The following is a 14,333-nucleotide window of genomic DNA, read 5'->3' on the forward strand; positions in this document are numbered from 1 at the left end:
ATCCATATTTTCCTGCACAAACGGTGCGCATAATAAACAGGCATACGGCGGAAATGATGAGCAACGAAAAAAGTGTATGTAATTTTCATTGACTCGGGCGGGGCGATGGAAAAGATGCAGCTAATCAAATGAAGGTGAGGTGCGTGCTCGTGGCGACAACGAAACCCATCAGCGAAAATGCCATCGAGGAAATCACCGCGGACCGTGGACCGCATTACGAGCCGTTCGGCTGGCATCACTGGCCGGAGCATCCGTGGCTGGCCTACCAGTTCCGTCGCGGCCTCGGCGAAACCCAGGAAGGTGGCGGCAGCGTCAGCGAGATCATGCTGGCGGGATCGCGCATGATCCCCGGCGATCTCGAAAGCTGGCACGCTGAATGGATGGTTATCGCCGACAATAATTGGCAGCGCGGCCTCGCCGAGGAAAAGCTCGGCCACATCCGCACCGCGATGAACTGCTTCCTGCGCGCCGCGGATTACTACCGCCAAGCGGAATTTCATCTCGAGCCCGACGATGTCCGCCGGCTGCCGACCTTCGAGAAGATGGAAGCCTGCTCGCACAAGTTCATTTCGTATCTGAATCCGCCCGGCGAAGTGGTCGAAATTCCCTACGAAGACGGCAAGCCGATCTGCGGTTATTTCATCCGCGCCCCGTTCCCCGGCGACAAGATGCCGGTGCTGATCTGCATGGGCGGTCTGGATTCCATCAAGGACGAGATGTGGTTCATGCAGGCGCATGGCTGCCTGCAGCGCGGCATCTCGGTGCTGATGGTCGATCTGCCCGGCCAGGGCGGCACGCTCCGTCGCCACGGTCTCGCCACCCGCGCCGATTCCGAAGTGCCGGTCGGCAAGTGCATCGACTGGCTGGAAAAGCGCGCCGATGTTGACGCTTCGCGCATCGCGGTGTGCGGCTCCAGCATGGGCGGCTACTACGCCGCGCGCGCCGGCTGCTACGAGCATCGTCTGGCGGCGGTGATCTCGCATGGCGCGGTGTGGTCGGTGCACGATATGTGGGGCCAGAAGGGCGACGATTTCGGTCTGGCGATGCATATCCGCTGGGTATTCGGCGCCAGGACCATGAAGGAAGCGCACGAACTGATGAAGCCGTTCACGCTGAAGGGCCATCTCGAACACATGAAGTGCCCCTATCTCGTGCTGCATGGCGGCCACGACGTGCTCACCGTCACCGCGGCGCGCTCGACCTATGACCATGCGATCGCCAACGGCGTCGATGCGACGATGCGCGTGCTGGAGCCGGACGAGACCGGCGCCGAGCACTGCCAGCACGACAACCCGACGATTGGCCAGGAAGTGCTGGCCGACTGGCTGGCTGACAAGTTCGGCATCGACCAGGTGGCGCTGCTGAAGACCTCTTGGAGCCCGTTGGTATAATGGTTATGAATCTCGGCGTAGATCACATCAAGGCTGCCGTCATCGCGATCGATCTGCATCGCGGCCATCTCGACATGTCCGTCGCGACGATGCCGACCAGGCCGGACGTGGCGACGCGGATTATTGCTGCCAACAAGCGGCTATTCGACTGGTGCCGCGCCAACGGAATCCCCGTGATCCATCAGATGACGTCCTATCGCGACGAGGCGGAAATCCGCGCCAATCCGTTCTGGCGGACGCGTGCAGAAGACCCGAACAACACCCGCAAGAACGTGATGCGTCACAACATCATGGGCGGCCCCGGCTGCAACGTGATGCCGGAGCTGCTCGATGACAGCGACTTCATCGTCAACACCAAGAAGCGCTACGACTGCTTCCTCGGTACCGACCTCGATTTCGTGCTCAAGTCGCACGGCATCAACACGCTGCTGATCACCGGCGTGAACACCAATTCCTGCGTGCTCGCCACCACCACCGCCGCCAACGTCCGCGATTACTCGGTGATCGTCGTCGAGGACTGCGTCGACAGCATGGACGGGCCGGCGATGCACGAAGCAGGCCTCGCCTGTATCCGCACTGCGTTTGGTTTCGTGATGGATACCGACGCCGTGATGAAGCTCGGCGAGCTCGCCGCATGATCATTCACACCCATACCCCCAAGGGCATCCAGCCATGACCGGATCCATGCAGCCGCGTGAGCGCACCGACTTTTCCGCCATCGTCGACCGTCCGGCGATGAAGCTGCCCAACGGGGCGCGGATCATCGTCTGGACCATCGTCAATCTCGAAGTCTGGGACATCGCGAAGCCGATGGCCCGCCAGGTGATCCCGGCGCCGACCGGTGCAGCCTTGCTGCCCGACGTGGCGAACTGGGGCTGGCACGAATACGGCATGCGGGTCGGCGTCTGGCGCTTCTTCGATCTCTACAAGAAGCACGGCATCAAGCCGACGCTGTCGATCAACGCGCGCGTCTGCGAGGATTATCCGCGCGTGGCGCAGCAGGCCAAAGATGCCGGCTGGGAATTTATGGGCCACGCCTATGAGCAGGGGCCGATCCACAAGGAGCCCGACCAGAAGGCGATGATCAACCGCTCGATGGACGTGATCGAGAATTTCACGGGCAAGCGCCCGGTGGGCTGGCTCGGACCCGGCCTGACGCAGACGCTCGATACCCCGGAACATCTCGCTGAAGCCGGCGTCAAATATATCGGCGACTGGGTCTATGACGACGAGCCGACCACCATCAACACCGACAAGGGTCCGCTGGTGACGCTGCCATACACCGTCGAACTCAACGACATCCCGATGATGATGGTGCAGCACCACGAGAGCGACCACTTCATGAAGCGGGCGATCGACCAGTTCGACCGGCTGTATCAGGAAAGCGCAGACCGCCCGAAAATCGTGTCGCTGGCGATCCACCCCTACATTTCCGGACAACCGTTCCGGATCAAATATCTTGAGCAGCTCTACGACTATTTCAACAAGCATGAAGGCGTCGTGCACTGGAATGGTGAGCAGATCCTCGACTGGTACAATGGCCAAAAGGCCGAGATGGAATCCAAGACGTGAACGAATTTTTCCCCAACATGCTGCCCGCCGTTGCCGTGACCGAGATTCCGGTGCTCGGCGGCGGCGCCTTCCCGGTCCGTCGCGTCTATTGCGTCGGCCGTAACTATCTCGACCACATCCGCGAGATGGGCGAAGCCGACGAGCGCGATCCGCCGTTCTTCTTCCAGAAGCCGCGCGATTCGATCGTGCAGGACGGCGCCCAGGTGGCCTATCCGCCGTTCACCGACGACTTCCAGTTCGAGGTCGAGCTGGTGATCGCGATCGGCCGCGCCGGCAAGAACATCCCGGTGGCCGAAGCTCTCGATCACATCTGGGGTTACGCCGTCGGCATCGATCTGACCCGCCGTGATCGCCAGCGCGATGCCCGCGACATGAAGCTGCCGTGGGAGGCCGGCAAGAGTTTTGATGCCTCCGCGCCCTGCGGCGCGATTGCGCCGGCGCGTGATGCGCGCCACTTTAAGGGCTGCGCCATTACCTTGTCGGTCAACGGCGTCGAGAAGCAGCGCGGCGATATCGGCCAGATGATCTGGAGCGTGCCCGAGATCGTCACCGAACTGTCGAAACAGATGACGCTGGAGCCCGGCGACCTGATCTACACCGGCACCCCGGCCGGCGTTGGCGCGGTAGTCCCCGGGGATCTGATCGATGCCCATATCGAAGGCCTGCCGTCCCTCACCATCACCATCACGCCCCCGGAGGCCTGATCATGTTGCCCACAGAACGCATTTCCTATTCGCCCATTTCTACTCGCGCGCCGCTCAAGCTGCCGAACGGCAAGCGGATGGCGGTGTGGGTGATCGTCAATGTCGAGGAGTGGGACATCAACCAGACGATGCCGCGCACCGTGCTGACGCCGCCGGCCGGTGGCTCGCCGATGCCCGACATTCCGAACTGGGCCTGGCACGAATACGGCAACCGCGTCGGCTTCTGGCGCATGTTGAAAGTGTTCGACGACTACAAGATCCCCGCGGCGCTGGCGATCAACGGTTCGGCGCTGGCGGCCTATCCGCCGATCGTCGAAGCCGCCAAGGCGCGCAACTGGGAGTTCATGGGTCACGGCTTCACCCAGCGCAACATGCAGAAGGTCGAGAACGAGCGCGAGGATATCCGCAAGACCGCGGACGTGATCGAGGCCGCGACCGGCAAGCGTCCGCGCGGCTGGCTCGGCCCCGGCCTCACCGAGAGCTGGAACACCCCGGACCTGCTGAAGCAGGAAGGCTACGAATATGTCTGCGACTGGGTGCTCGACGACCAGCCGGTGTGGCTGAAGACAACGACCACGCCGATCGTCAACGTGCCCTACACGCAGGAATGCAATGACGTCGCGATGATGCTGATCCAGCATCACAAGGCATCCGAGTACTACGACCGGGCTATCGACCAGTTCGAGCAGATTTATGAAGATTCCGCCGACTCGGCCAGGATCATGGCACTCGTTGTGCATCCCTACATCATGGGCGCGCCGCATCGCCTCAAGCATTTCCGTCGCATCTTCGAAACCATCCAGCAGAAATCCGACGTGGCATTTATGACCGGCGAACAGATTCTCGATTGGTACCTTTCGGTCGGGCCGAAGGCACCGTAGGTAAACACGCATGAGCTTCTTCCAGATACTCAACGGACTGACCTTCGCTGCCCTGCTGTTCGTGGTGGCGAGCGGCTTCACGTTGATTTTCGGCCTGCTGCGGATCGTCAATCTCGCGCACGGCGCGCTGTATCTGTTCGGCGGCTATGTCGGCTACAGCGTCGCCGTGAAGACCGGCAGCTTCGTGCTCGGCGGTGTCGGCGCGATGGCCGCGATCGCAGCGATCGGCTTCGTACTGGACCAGGGACTGTTGCGCTTCGTTAGAGGCAACGAACTGCGCCAGGTGCTGCTGACGCTCGGCGTCGCCTTCTTCCTCAACGATCTCGCGCTGGTGATCTGGGGCGGCGACAGCTTCACGGTGCCGATCCCGCAGATGTTGCGCGGCGGCACCAAGGTGTTCGGCACCTTCTATCCGATCTACCGGTTGTTCGTGCTCGGCGCCGGCATCTTCGTCTTCGCGGGTTTGTGGCTGTTGCTGAACCGCACGCGACTCGGTGCCCTGATCCGCGCCGGCGTCGATGATGCCGAGATGGTGGAAGCTTCCGGCGTTAACATCCAGCGCGTGTTTCTCTTTACCTTCCTGTTCGGCTCGGCGCTGGCCGGCCTCGGCGGGTTGATGGGCGGCGCGTTCCTGTCGCTGTATCCGTCGGCGGATGCGGAAATCCTCACCTTCAGTCTCGCGGTGGTGATCATCGGCGGCCGAGGCAGCCTGGTCGGCGTCGGCGTCGGCAGCCTGCTGGTCGGCCTGCTCAATACGCTGGGTCAGGTGATGTTCCCGGAGCTGGCCTATTTCGTGATCTTCGGCCCGATGGCGGTGCTGCTGGCATTCCGTCCGCTCGGCCTGTTCGGACGTGCCACATGATCAAGCAACTGACACCCAATACTTCTCGCCTTGCGGGCATGACGGGTCGCGCCGCCTTGATTGTCGCGGCCGTGCTGGCGGTCGCGGCTGGCCTGCCGCTGGTGTTGTCGAACTATCAGGTGGGCCTCGCCACCGAGGTGCTCATCTTCGGGGTGCTGGCGATGTCGATCGACATCCTCGCCGGCTTCGCCGGGCGCACCTCGCTCGGCCACGGCGCGATCTTCGGCGTCTCCACTTACGTCGTCGTCTACTGTACCGCGCAGATGGGGATGTCGCCGGCCGCGGCCTTCGCGCTCGGTGTATTGGCAGCAACCTGCGTGGCTGCGGTGTTCGCGCTGCTCGCGGTGCGTACCTCCGGCGTCTACTTCCTGCTGCTGACGCTGGCGCTCGGCATGATCGTCTGGGGCGTCTGCCTGCGCTGGACCCAGGTGACCGGTGGCGAGAACGGCATGCGCGCCGACGTGCGGCCTGCGATGCTGCTCAGCCACAGCGCGTTCTACTGGGCGGTGCTGGCGGGAGCAGCGGTGGTCTCGTTCCTGATGTGGCGCTTCGTGCGCTCGCCGTTCGGCCTGACGTTGCGCGGTATCCGCGACAGCGAAAGCCGGATGCGCAGCCTCGGCTATAACGTGCCGCTGCATCTGTTCATCGGATTCACGGTGTCCGGCGTGTTCGCCGGGGTGGCGGGTGGGCTGTATGCGATGTTCAACAACTTCGTCAGCCCCTCCACGGTGGCGCTGGCGCAATCGGTCGAAGGTGTCCTGATGGCCATCGCCGGCGGGGTCGGTACGCTGTTCGGCTCCTTCGTCGGCGCCGCTGCGATCATCGCGCTGGAGAACCTTGTCAGCGCGCATACCGAGCGCTGGCAGATGGTGCTCGGCCTCACCTTCGTACTGATCATGATCTTTGCCCCTGAGGGCATCGTAGGCAAGCTGCGCGCCGTTCTGTCGCGCAAGGTGCGTTAATCGAGTGCTTCACCGAAAGGATATCGAGATGGACCGTAGGCAATTTCTGAAGACCTCGACGGCGGCTGTCGCAGCCGCCGGCGTCGGTGTCACCCCCTGGCGTGCCGCACACGCGCAGAGCGCCCCGATCAAGATTGGCCTGCTGGCACCGCTGACCGGCGTCGTGGCCTCGGGCGGCAAGGAAATGGTCGAAGGCGTGCAGTTCTACCTCGAGCAGGTCAAGAACGAGATGGGCGGCCGCAAGGTCGAGCTGGTCATCGAGGACGACGCTTCGAACCCCGACACCGCATTGCAGAAGGCCCGCCGCCTGGTCGAGCAGGGCAATTGCCACATGCTGATCGGCAACCTGCTGGCCAACACGGGCCTCGCCGTCGCCAACTACGTCAAGGCCACCGGCACACCGTACTTCATTCCGATCATCGCCGCCGACGATCTGACGCAGCGCGCCCGCATCAAGAACGTGATCCGCGTCGCCGGCTACACCGCCAGCGAATTTACCCATCCGTTCGGCGACTGGGCGCTGAAGCAGGGTTACAAGCGCATCGCCACGATCAGCCAGGACTACACTTTCGGTCATGAACAGTGCGGCGGTCTCGCCCAGGTGTTCACCGAAGGCGGCGGCACGATCGTGCAGCAGTTCTGGCACCCGCTCAACACCGCGGATTTCAGCCCCTATCTCGGCCAGCTTGCCGAACTGAAGGTCGATGCGATCTTCGCGATGGAGACCGGCGCGGACTCTACCCGCTTCATCCAGCAGTATGCCTCGTTCGGCCTGAAGGCGCAGACGCCGCTGCTGATGGCGATGAACGGCACCGACCAGTCGGTGATCCGTACCCTCGGCGAAGAAGCTGAAGGCATCATCTCGCCGGCGCATTTCGCCGAAGGCTCGGACAATGCGATTACCGCGAAGTTCGTCAAGGACTACGAGGCCAAGTACAGCAAGACGCCGTCGCTGTACGGCTTCTCGATGTTCTCCGGCATGATGTGGATCGATGCGGCGCTGAAGAAGATGGGCGGCAAAGTCGAGGACCGCGAGGCCTTCATTGATACCGTGCTGAAGACCGACCTCGATGGCTCGCCGCTCGGCAAGACCGTCAAGTTCGACGCCTACGGCAACCCGGTCTATGACGTCTATATACGCAAGGTAGTCAAGCGCGCCGACGGCAAGTTCTGGAATGCTCCGATCCAGACCTATCCGGAAGTCGGTCAGTTCTGGAAGTACGATCCGGAGACCTACATGAAGCAGCCGGCCTATTCGCGCACCTTCCAGGGCATCAAGAAAGCCTGATCCAGCCATATGACAGGACGCGGCCCGGTGGCCGCGTCCTTCTTACCGGGAAAATTCTGTGTCCGAACCGATCCTGACCCTGACTGATGTGGTGGTGGCCTTCGACGCCTTGCGGGCGGTCGATGGCGTCAGCCTGACCGTGCCGCGCGGCCAGCGCCGCGCGATCATCGGCCCGAACGGGGCCGGCAAGACCACCTTGTTCAACGCCATCGCCGGCGCGGTGCCGCCGACCTCCGGCAAGATCATGTTCAATGGTCATGATGTGACGAAGATGCCGCCGCACCGTCGTGCGCAGCTCGGCATTTCGCGCACCTTCCAGATCACCAACCTGTTTCCGACGTTGACCGTGCGCGACAACATGGTTCTCGCGCTGCGCGGCCTGTCGCCGCGAAAATTCTCGCTGTTCGGCGCGCCGGATACCGACGAGACGGAAGCGGCACGCATTGCGGCGGCGCTCACCGCCGCGCGGATCGGCGAGCGCGCTGATGTCATCGTCAAGGAAATGTCCTATGGCGAGCAGCGCCAGCTCGAGATCGCGATCTCGCTGGTGACGACGCCGACCATGCTGCTGCTCGACGAGCCGGCCGCGGGTCTTTCGCCGTCCGAGCGATCGATGATCGCGGAAGTGATCCGCTCGCTCAGCCGCGACATCACCGTGGTGCTGATCGAGCACGACATGGACCTGGCGCTCGGCCTGGTCGATTACGTCACCTGCATGTTCGAAGGGCGCGTCCTCGTCGAGGAACCACCGGAAGGCATTCGCCGCAACACGCAGGTTCAGGAAGTCTATCTCGGGAAGCCACGTCATGCTTGAGGTCAGGGATCTTCACAGCGGTTACGGTGATGCGGTCGTGGTGCGCGGCGTCTCGCTGGACGTCGGCGCCGGCGAAATCGTCGCGCTGCTCGGCCGCAACGGCATGGGCAAGACCACGTTCATTCGCTCCATCATGGGGCTGGTGCCGCCGCAGATCCGCTCCGGGAGCATCAGCTGGCGTGGCGAAAATCTGGTCGGCATGAAGCCGCATGACATCGCGGCGCGCAAGATCGCGATCGTACCGCAGGGCCGCCGGCTGTTTCCGTCGTTGACGGTGACCGAGCATCTGACGATGCTGAAGAGCACGCGCGCCAAGGACGGCTGGACCGTCGATCGCGTATTCAGCATCTTCCCGCGTCTTGCGGAACGTCGCCATCACCGCGGCGGCCAATTGTCCGGCGGCGAACGCGGTATGCTCGCGGTCGGCCGCGCGCTGATGATCGATCCGCAACTGATCCTGATGGACGAGCCGTCCGAAGGCCTGGCGCCGGTGATGGTGCAGCATCTCGAGGAGATCATCCTCGATCTCAAGAAAGAGGGATTGTCGATCTTGTTGGTTGAGCAGAATCTGTACAGCGCATTGGCGGTGGCCGATCGCGTCTATATCCTTGAGACCGGACAGGTCGTACATCAGGGCGACGCGAAAGAACTGAGTCAGCAAACCGATCTGCTGTTCCAGCGGCTTGGTGTGCAATGAGCAAGATCATGAATGAAGACCTGTTGCGCGGCGTTGCCGGCGAGCTGAATGACGCGCCGGACGCCGCCTCGCGCGTGGCGCGGGCGAAAGCGCAGATCGAGGACACCAACGACCGCATCGCGTTGGAAGCCGTGCGCTCGCTGCAGTTCGATTCCACGCCCTACGGTTTTCCGAACTGGCTGGACGCGGCGGACAAGGCATAATGACTCAATCTATTGCTTCGCTCGACCTCTGCACGCTCGCCGATGCCATCGCGGCCGGCGATATCACCTCCGTCGCTGCCACACAGGTGACGCTCGACCGGCTCGAAACCGTCGGCCGCAAGCTCAATGCGGTGGTCCGCCTTGACGGCGCGCGCGCGCTGCAGGCGGCCGATGCCGCCGACCGGCTGCGCGCCGGTGGCGCCGCACTGCCGCCGCTGCATGGCGTGCCGCTCGCCCACAAGGATCTGTTCTACCGCGCCGGCGATCTCTCCGCCGGTGGTTCGAAAATTCGTTCCGATTTCCGGGCCGATACCACGGCCACCGTCATGCATCGGCTCGATGCCGCCGGCGCGCTCGATCTCGGCCGGTTGCAACTTGCCGAATTCGCGCTGAGCCCGACCGGCTACAACGAACATAACGGCCACGCGCTCAATCCGTGGAATCCGGCGCATGTGCCGGGCGGCTCGTCGTCGGGCTCCGGCGTCGCGGTCGCCGCGCGTCTGGTCGCGGGCTCGCTCGGCACCGACACCGGCGGCTCGCTGCGCCATCCCGGCGCGATGTGCGGTCTCGTCGGGTTGAAGCCGACCTGGGGCCTGGTGCCGACCGACGGCGTGATGCCGCTGTCGGCCTCGCTGGATTGCACCGGACCGTTGACGCGCACGGCGCGGGATTCCGCGCGGCTGCTGTCGGTGATCACGTCAGGCGATTATGAGTCCGGGCTTGGCGACGGCATCAAGGGCATGACTATCGCGATCCCCGGTGGTTACTACCGCGAACTGCTGCATCCGCTGATTGCCGCCCGGCTTGAGCAGGCCGTCGTCGCGTTGCGCGGGCTTGGCGTCACCACCATCGAGACCGCGCCGCCCGACATGGCGGTGATCAACGCGCTGATGCATCTATTGATGAGTGTCGAGGCCGCCGCGATTCACCGGCGCTGGCTGATCGAGCGGCCGCAGGATTACGCCGATCAGGTTCGCTCGCGGATCGAGCCTGGCCTCTTTTATCCGGCGACGCGCTATGTCGAGGCGCTGTCGCTGCGTGCGCAGATCACGCAAGGCTGGATCGCATCGTGCATCGGAGCCGCCGATCTGGCGCTGCTGCCGGCGATCTCGATTCCGGTGCCGACGATCGAAGCGACCACCCAAGGCGATCCAGCGGACGTCGCGCGCGTGATCGGTCAGGTCACGCATTGCACCCGCGGCATCAACTATCTCGGCCTGCCGGCCGCGTCGGCGCCGTGTGGCTTCGATGCCGCCGGCCTGCCGGTCGCGTTTCAGCTGGTTGGCCGTCCCTATGCGGAGGCCACCATCCTGCGCGCCATCCATGCCTATCAAGGCGTCACCGACTGGCATCAGCGCGTGCCTGACGCCGCCGAACTGAACTGAACCGAGCAGATTAAATATGCCCATCATCGATATGCATACCCACGCGCTCAGCACGCGCGTCGAGCCGCTCGTGGCCGGTCGTTACGATCCGATGAGCAATCCGTATCGCCGCGACATGTCGATGCAGAGCCGGGTCACCGACGCCGAGCAGAACAAATTGCTGCCGGGCAAGATGCTCGACCTCAATGCCCGCCGCGCGACGATGCAGGGCATGGGTGTCGATATCCAGGTCATCATCCCGGCGCCGGCGCAGCAGCACTATTGGGCCGACGAGGAATTGCTGGTCGCGCTGTCGCGCGTTCAGAACGAGGACATCGCCGCCTTGGTGGCGCAGGACCCTTCGCATTTCGCCGGCATGGGCACCTTGCCGATGCGTTTCCCGGTGCGCGCGATTGAAGAGGCGGTGTATGCGGTGGAGACGCTGGGCCTGCGTGGCTTCCAGATCGACACCCGCGTCGAGGACGTCGAACTGTCCGACCCCGCCTTCGATCCGCTCTATGCTCGCCTCGCGCAGCTCAAGGCGCCGCTGTTCGTGCATCCGCTCGGTTTCTCGCAGGGCCAGCGTCTCGGCGATTTCTTCATGGTCAACAGCCTCGGCCAGCCGATTGAGGAAGCCATCGCGATCTCGCACTTCATCATGGGCGGCGTACTCGACCGGCACCCCGAGCTCGATGTGGTGATCGCGCACGGCGGCGGCTTCCTGCCGTTTTATGCCGGCCGCATGGACCACGTTTGGAAAGTGCGCCCTGAAGTGCGGCGGCTGACGGCGGATGCGCCCTCGACCTATCTGAAGCGGATGTGGTTCGACACCTGCGTGTTCTCGCCGGATCTGATCGAGATTCTGGTCGGCGTCGCCGGCGCGGATCGGGTGATGATGGGCTCGGATTATCCGTTCGACATGGGCGATACCGATCCGGTTGGAACCGTCCGGGCGACCAAGCTGTCGGAAGCGGACAAGGAACGCATCTTGTTCGGCAATGCCAGCCGGCTGTTCAGGATCACCTGAACCGCCGCGGCTTCGTTCGGTGGCGATTAACCTTTCGGGGCAGGATTCCGGTTTCCGGGATGGGAATCGGGTATCCATACGGACATGCACAGATTCTTCACCGTCGTCGCCTGGGCGATTCTGGCTTTCATCGTCTTTGCGACGCTGTCGCCGATCGGCCTGCGTCCGCATGTCGAGGATGTCAGCATCGAGCGCTTCGGCGCGTTTGCCTTCGCCGGTCTCCTGTTTGGATTGGCCTATCCAAAACGCTTATGGATGGTGCTGTCTCTGATCGTGGCAACGGCCTTCGTTCTCGAAGCCCTGCAGCATCTGACGCCCGATCGCCACGGCCATCTGTCCGATGCACTGGTCAAATTCGCCGGTGGCGTGGTCGGAGTCGGTGTTGCCTCAATCTGCAATCGCGCCTACGCCGCGTTCGCATCGACCCGCTCTGTTCGTCAGGATTAACAGCGACGGTTTGCATCTCTATGTTAGCACACGATAAATAGATAGAGATCGGTCGATCCGTTTCTGCGAACGAATCACTTTCGTCACGCGAAAAAATCGTCGCGGTTGCTTCAAGTTCATGGCTTGAGTTTGAACGCGGTTCCGCTGACGCGTGCCCGCAAGGTAGCTTGGTACCAATGTTAGCGATCAATGTACCACCGAACGCGATATAAATGCCCGACATGCAACTAATACGAACGATTGTGTTGCTATGTATAAAACGACGCCGATACTACTTGATGAGTGGGAGTATGGCTTGGCATGCAACCACAAACAAGAAACGTTCGGCCTTCGATTCTTCAGGTGGCTCGTGACTTTGGTGATGTCTTCGAAGCTGCGGTTCCGCGCGGAGGGGATGTCGATCTCAAAGGACCATGAAATATGCAGCGTCGCTACCAGCATTTGAGCATACCGACCGAGATCATGCGCTCCGTCGTCGGCATTTCCGAAGCAGGCAGCATCACGAAAGCGGCGAAACTGCTAGGTTTGAGCCAGCCGGCGATCAGTTCGCAGATCAAGCGCATCGAACACGCGGTCGGTGGTAGCATATTCCAGAAATCCGCCAACGGTTCCGCCACCACGGAACTCGGCAAGCTGGTGCTGACGCAGGCGCGCAAGATTCTTGAAGCCAATGACCAGCTGCTGCTGCTGCGCGGCACGACGTCGGACGACAGTTCGATCCGGCTCGGCATGAGCAACGTCTATTCACAGCGAATGCTGGCGACCATGACCAAGGCCCAGATGGCCGATGTCTGCATCTATGCCGACAATTCCGCCGAGATCGCCAAATGCCTTCTCGATGGCTTCATTGATGTCGGTATTTTCCTCAGCCTCGTCGATTTGCCGCCGGACGCATCGATCGATGTGATCGCGCAGCGCGACGATGAAGTAACGTGGGTGCGATCGACGGACTTCACCTTGAGCCCCGGCGCGCCGGTGCCGCTGCTGACCTGGCCCGGCCAGATTACGCATGACCTGATGATCCAGGCGCTGGAGCGCAAGGGCATGGTGTACCGCATCGCCTTCTCAAGCCCCGAATATAACGCCCGTATCGAGGCCGCCAAGGCCGGTATGGGCCTGACGATTCTGCCGAAGCGGCTGGTCCCCGAGCCGCTGATTTTCGCCAATGAATACTATCTTCCGCTGCCGGGAACGCCGAAAATCTTTCTTTGCACCCGCGCCGGCTTTCGCGAAAAGAACCGGGCGTTTGTCGAGCAGCTTCGTGAAAAGGTTCTCGCCATCTAGTGCGAGCCTGTCCCTCGCCAACGACAATCAACGCTCTACGGCGATGGGCGCCCCCCTATACAATCGGCTTTGACCGGCCGCTCGATATGCCCCGGCATATCAGCCGTGTGTATACCGATGTCCCTTGCTTTCCATCGTCCTGAAAATTTGAGCACGCCCGCGCGGCGTCACAAGGAACGGAATCCCCTTATTTCATAGGGGCGCGCGATGGTCATTCCTCATCAATAGCGCGACAGCGACCTCAATTCGAGCATAGCATAGCAACTCTATCGAAACTGATGGCCCTATCAGTTTCGATGCCGTTATCGAACGCGATCCCTACATCCGCACCTATCGCAACTAACGTGAGGTAACAGAAGTTGTATAGGTAGTTTTCATGCAACCTTGCAAGACTTGGCGAATGTCGAAACCCGAGGTCGCCATGTTCAAGCTATTGCGATGCCGCCGCGGTTCGAGCGCGGTCGAGTTCGCTATGGTGTTGCCAATCTTTCTGACGATCGTTTTTGGCATTGTTGTGTTCGGCTCCTATCTCGCCGTGATTCATGGCGTGCAACAGCTTGCTGCGGAAGCTGCGCGCTCGTCGGTAGCCGGAATGAGCGAGAGCGAGCGCGGATCGATCGCGACATCGTTCGTCACCGCCAATGCCGGAACCTATCCGATGATCGATGCGACGCGCCTCACCGTCAACGCCGCCACTTCGCCGACAAATACCAACGTGTTCGTCGTCACCGTGAATTACGACGCTTCCAGCATGTTCATCTACGCGCTGCCGTTCGTGCCGCTGCCGCCGACCCACATCATTCGCACGGCTGTCATTCCCTACGGCGGATTCTGAGG

General features: G+C 62.3%; 16 protein-coding genes. All 16 read left to right on the plus strand.

What is annotated here, in order from left to right:
- The first annotated feature begins 149 nt into the window (after nucleotides 1-149).
- On the plus strand, nucleotides 150-1,391 hold the full coding sequence (locus JWQ24_RS19790) for an alpha/beta fold hydrolase (protein ID WP_299811754.1): 1,242 nt from the start codon (nucleotides 150-152) through the stop codon (nucleotides 1,389-1,391).
- Nucleotides 1,391-2,029 (plus strand): cysteine hydrolase, encoded by a 639-nt coding sequence (locus JWQ24_RS19795; RefSeq protein ID WP_299811756.1) that lies wholly within the window; start codon nucleotides 1,391-1,393, stop codon nucleotides 2,027-2,029. Before JWQ24_RS19790 ends, JWQ24_RS19795 begins: the two co-directional genes overlap by 1 nt.
- Before the next feature lie 34 nt (nucleotides 2,030-2,063).
- Nucleotides 2,064-2,963 (plus strand): polysaccharide deacetylase family protein, encoded by a 900-nt coding sequence (locus JWQ24_RS19800; RefSeq protein ID WP_299811758.1) that lies wholly within the window; start codon nucleotides 2,064-2,066, stop codon nucleotides 2,961-2,963.
- The gene (locus tag JWQ24_RS19805; RefSeq protein WP_366521456.1) at nucleotides 2,960-3,667 is read left to right on the plus strand and encodes a fumarylacetoacetate hydrolase family protein; all 708 of its coding nucleotides are present in this window, start codon (nucleotides 2,960-2,962) and stop codon (nucleotides 3,665-3,667) included. Before JWQ24_RS19800 ends, JWQ24_RS19805 begins: the two co-directional genes overlap by 4 nt.
- 2 nt (nucleotides 3,668-3,669) lie before the next feature.
- Nucleotides 3,670-4,548 (plus strand): polysaccharide deacetylase family protein, encoded by an 879-nt coding sequence (locus tag JWQ24_RS19810; protein ID WP_299811760.1) that lies wholly within the window; start codon nucleotides 3,670-3,672, stop codon nucleotides 4,546-4,548.
- Between the two features lie 10 nt (nucleotides 4,549-4,558).
- Nucleotides 4,559-5,410 carry a branched-chain amino acid ABC transporter permease gene (locus JWQ24_RS19815; protein WP_299811762.1) on the plus strand — a complete coding sequence of 284 codons (852 nt, stop codon included), beginning with the start codon at nucleotides 4,559-4,561 and terminating at the stop codon, nucleotides 5,408-5,410.
- Nucleotides 5,407-6,372 carry a branched-chain amino acid ABC transporter permease gene (locus JWQ24_RS19820; protein WP_299811764.1) on the plus strand — a complete coding sequence of 322 codons (966 nt, stop codon included), beginning with the start codon at nucleotides 5,407-5,409 and terminating at the stop codon, nucleotides 6,370-6,372. The genes JWQ24_RS19815 and JWQ24_RS19820 overlap by 4 nt, the downstream gene beginning before the upstream one ends.
- Nucleotides 6,373-6,400: 28 nt before the next feature.
- A complete protein-coding gene (locus tag JWQ24_RS19825; protein ID WP_299811765.1) occupies nucleotides 6,401-7,660 on the plus strand; it encodes an ABC transporter substrate-binding protein in 1,260 nt (419 codons plus the stop codon).
- Between the two features lie 58 nt (nucleotides 7,661-7,718).
- Nucleotides 7,719-8,474, plus strand: coding sequence for an ABC transporter ATP-binding protein (locus JWQ24_RS19830; RefSeq protein WP_299811766.1), 756 nt, complete (start codon nucleotides 7,719-7,721; stop codon nucleotides 8,472-8,474).
- On the plus strand, nucleotides 8,467-9,171 hold the full coding sequence (locus JWQ24_RS19835) for an ABC transporter ATP-binding protein (RefSeq protein ID WP_299811767.1): 705 nt from the start codon (nucleotides 8,467-8,469) through the stop codon (nucleotides 9,169-9,171). The genes JWQ24_RS19830 and JWQ24_RS19835 overlap by 8 nt, the downstream gene beginning before the upstream one ends.
- A complete protein-coding gene (locus tag JWQ24_RS19840; protein ID WP_299811769.1) occupies nucleotides 9,168-9,374 on the plus strand; it encodes a hypothetical protein in 207 nt (68 codons plus the stop codon). Before JWQ24_RS19835 ends, JWQ24_RS19840 begins: the two co-directional genes overlap by 4 nt.
- Nucleotides 9,374-10,759 carry an amidase gene (locus JWQ24_RS19845; RefSeq protein WP_299811771.1) on the plus strand — a complete coding sequence of 462 codons (1,386 nt, stop codon included), beginning with the start codon at nucleotides 9,374-9,376 and terminating at the stop codon, nucleotides 10,757-10,759. The genes JWQ24_RS19840 and JWQ24_RS19845 overlap by 1 nt, the downstream gene beginning before the upstream one ends.
- Nucleotides 10,760-10,775: 16 nt before the next feature.
- Nucleotides 10,776-11,765, plus strand: coding sequence for an amidohydrolase family protein (locus tag JWQ24_RS19850; RefSeq protein ID WP_299811773.1), 990 nt, complete (start codon nucleotides 10,776-10,778; stop codon nucleotides 11,763-11,765).
- Nucleotides 11,766-11,849: 84 nt separating this feature from the next.
- On the plus strand, nucleotides 11,850-12,212 hold the full coding sequence (locus JWQ24_RS19855; RefSeq protein ID WP_299811775.1) for a VanZ family protein: 363 nt from the start codon (nucleotides 11,850-11,852) through the stop codon (nucleotides 12,210-12,212).
- A gap of 420 nt (nucleotides 12,213-12,632) precedes the next feature.
- Entirely contained in the window at nucleotides 12,633-13,496 is an 864-nt protein-coding gene (locus JWQ24_RS19860; RefSeq protein WP_299811777.1) for a LysR family transcriptional regulator, read from the plus strand.
- Between the two features lie 400 nt (nucleotides 13,497-13,896).
- Complete coding sequence (locus JWQ24_RS19865) at nucleotides 13,897-14,331, plus strand: TadE/TadG family type IV pilus assembly protein (protein ID WP_299811780.1); 435 nt, start codon at nucleotides 13,897-13,899, stop codon at nucleotides 14,329-14,331.
- The last annotated feature ends 2 nt before the right edge of the window (nucleotides 14,332-14,333 follow it).

This window comes from Tardiphaga sp., assembly GCF_028290495.1.
Lineage (GTDB): Bacteria > Pseudomonadota > Alphaproteobacteria > Rhizobiales > Xanthobacteraceae > Tardiphaga.